Source organism: Streptomyces griseoflavus (genome assembly GCF_014649995.1).
GTDB lineage: Bacteria > Actinomycetota > Actinomycetes > Streptomycetales > Streptomycetaceae > Streptomyces > Streptomyces griseoflavus.
Genome location: NZ_BMUC01000020.1, coordinates 88,553 through 91,664, shown reverse-complemented (window position 1 = coordinate 91,664; position 3,112 = coordinate 88,553). Strand labels below are relative to the sequence as shown.

Genomic DNA, 3,112 nt, shown 5'->3' with positions numbered 1-3,112 from the left:
GATCTTCTCCGCGGACTCCCGCCCACGACCAGGGCGAGTACCCCGGGGACTGGTCACACCAGCCCTTTGACCTGCGGATTCAGGTTGGCGGAGGCTCACTGGAAGACCGGGCGGCTGGTGGACTACGCAGGCGGCCGTCCTTTCGCCTGGGTGGACGACGAGCAGAGTGAGCTGGATCAGACGTACGTGGCTGCTCACCACCAAGGGATCGGGCTCCTGCACCCCGTCAACCCGCGGATCGGCCTACGGGAGAACGACTTTCACACGCTCGCCGACTTCGCCAGTTCCCTGGACACCTCACGAACCACCGGCTGAGCACCTCGCCAGCCCTTCAGGTTGCCGTACTCGGAGCCAAAAGTTTTGCGGGACAGCCCTTAGGCAGCGAAGTCCTTTTTGTCGATCCACCGTACCGCGCTACGCATGGCACTGCAATGCATAACCGCAGGTCAGAGTGGGTGCGGGGGTCTTCGGATGCGTTACGCTGACGGTCGTCATGCACGTCCCGACGTGGTGTGCGGTTCTGCCTGCGCGCCCTGATCGTGAAGGACACATTCCGGTGCCCTCCCCCAGCCGCGACCCGAACGTGCTTGCCTTACTGGGCCTGGTGGCCGTCCTGGCCATCCTCGCGATCAGCGGCATCGCGTTGTACGTGACGTACCAGCACCCAGCCCTTGCCCAGCCCCTCACGGTCGCGGCGGGCGTCGCGGCGGTCCTGCTCGCCGCCGTAGGGCTCACCCTCACCCGCCGTTGACGCCCATCTGCCGCCACGGGCTGCCGCGTCCGTGAGGGCGCGCGGCCCCACCGACGCGCACGCCGTGGGCCGGGGCGATGTAGAACCCGCAGCGCGGCGAGAATCGAACGATGACCGACCGCCGCCCACTGGGCACCGGACCCGTCCCTACCGAGCCGTCCCGCGCGGAAGGCAGCCCGTCGGCGCCGCGCGCCCAGCTCGCCGCCGAGCCACGCCACCGCGTCCGACCGGACGCCGCACTCTGGGCGCCGGCCCCGCCCCCTTCCCTCCCCACCTTCCGGGCGCCTCACCGGCCGGGTGAGCGCAGCGGCTGCTCGTGGCGTGTGCGAAGTCGTCACAGCTGCGTACCGGCTGATCCATCCGGTTCCCCGGCAGAGGTGATCTGGGTCATTCTCGCTTCACAGCAATGGTGAAGGGGGACGCGGGTGCACAGGGTGAGACCGGGCAGGTGGACAGGCGCGCTGGTCCGTTGGGTGCTGGTTGCAGCGTTGGCTGTCTTCCTGGGGGCGGTGGTCTGGGCGGTTGCCCGCTTCGGGTTGGATGCGGCGGATCAGACGGCCAGTGTCGTCGGGGGCAGCATTGCGCTGCTCACCCTGCCAATCTCCCTGTACGCCCTGCGCACCCCCGACAGCACGGAGACCGGCGGGGTAGCGGCGCGGGAGTGGGTGCCAGCCGCCGCGGTCAGCGCCTCTCTGCGGCCGCCGGTGCCGTCGGCACAGGTGCGGGGCCGGGACGTTGAACTCGCCCTGCTACGTCTGGCGCGACGCGGTGGGGGGATGGCGGTGGTATGCGGGGCCGGTGGCCTAGGCAAGACCACCCTCGCCGCCCAGGCGGCCCACCAAGCGCAGCAGGCGAGAATGGGGGTGTTCTGGGTCCGCTGGCAGGACGATCCCAGCCGCCTGGCCGAGAACCTGACGCGTGTCGCACAGGCCCTGGGTCTTACGGAGGAGCGGCTGGAGGCGGCGCGGCGGGGCCAGGCGGTGCTAGTCGATGTGGTGTGGGAGCAGCTGGCGGCGGTGTCGGGGTGGGTGATCGTCGTGGACAACGTCGATACCCCTGCCCGGGTCGGGCCGGGCAGAGATCCGGTGGCGTCCTACCGGGGGTGGCTGCGTCCCGACGGGGCCGGACTTTTGATCGTCACCAGTCGGGACACCGCTGTGAGCACCTGGGGCCGGCGGGCGCAGATGGTGAACCTGGGACCACTCGAAGAGACGGCCGCGACTGCCGTCCTCACTGATGCGGCGCCCGCGGCCGGCGGTGAAGAGGAGGCCCAAGCACTGGCGGTACGCCTGGGGAGCCTGCCGCTGGCTCTTGAGGCAGCCGGCCGCTACCTTGCCACCGCGACAAGCCGCTACCGCAGCTTCACCGCCTACCGCGAGGCCTTGGACCGGGAGTTCGGTGATCTGCTGGGAGCCGAGCACCCCCAGGCCGCCGATCCGGACATCGCCCGCACCGTCGTGCGGCACACCTGGGGCCTGTCCCTGAAGCAGCTCCACGGTGACGGCTACACCCTCGCCCGCCCCCTGCTGCACCTGCTGGCCCTGCTGGAAGCCGCCCCCATCCCCCGCTCCCTGGTCACCCCCGCCCTCCTGGCCGACGCCACTGGACAAGACGTCACCGCCACCGCACTGGATGCCGCCCTAGCCGGGCTCCACCAGTACGCCCTGCTGGACACCCCCCGCACCGCGGTGGGCGCATCAGCCGAGAACGGCGCGTCGGTCAGCGGTGGCCAGGTGGTCCTGCATCCGGTGGTCCGCGAGGTCATGGCCATCACACCCACCGGCACCGACCCTGCCCCCTGGCTCACCGCCCTCGACGCCCACCTCATCCAGGCCGTGAACGACACCATCCACGTTGGACGCGCCGGCTGGCCCACCGCCCGCCTCCTCGCACCCCATCTCCCAGCGCTCCTGAACCGCGCCACCGACCAGACCTTCACTCCCACCCGCAACACGCTCAAAGAACTCGCGCAGGTACTGCGCGAAGCTGGCGCCTTCACCGAAGAACACCTAGTGGGCAAGCACATCCTGGACGCCGACGAGCATCGCCTCGGTCCCGACCACCCAGACACTCTCACCAGCCGCACCAGCTTCGCCAACACTTTGGCTCTACTGGGCCTGTACCAAGAGGCCACCGATCTACAGCAACGCACCCTCACCGACCGAGAACGCACTCTCGGCCCCGACCACCCAGACACCCTTGCCAACCGTCTCTACTTCGCAACCTCACTGAACGATCTCGGCCGGTACCGGGAAGCCGTCGACCTGCTCCGCCAAACCCTCATCGACTGCGAACGCATCCTCGACCCCGACCACCCAGAGACCCTCACCAACCGCAACAACCTCGCCAACGCGTTGGCCG

General features: G+C 69.7%; 2 protein-coding genes and 1 pseudogene. All 3 read left to right on the top strand.

Going from position 1 to position 3,112, the window contains the following annotated elements; genetic code table 11:
• Positions 1–96: 96 nt before the first annotated feature.
• Positions 97–315 (top strand): annotated as a pseudogene (locus IE172_RS30760) (hypothetical protein); the annotation flags it as partial.
• Positions 316–556: 241 nt separating this feature from the next.
• A complete protein-coding gene (locus tag IE172_RS30755) occupies positions 557–751 on the top strand; it encodes a hypothetical protein (RefSeq protein ID WP_190100602.1) in 195 nt (64 codons plus the stop codon).
• Between the two features lie 473 nt (positions 752–1,224).
• On the top strand, positions 1,225–3,112 hold a 1,888-nt coding region (locus IE172_RS30750; RefSeq protein ID WP_190100601.1), incomplete at its 3' end, for a tetratricopeptide repeat protein.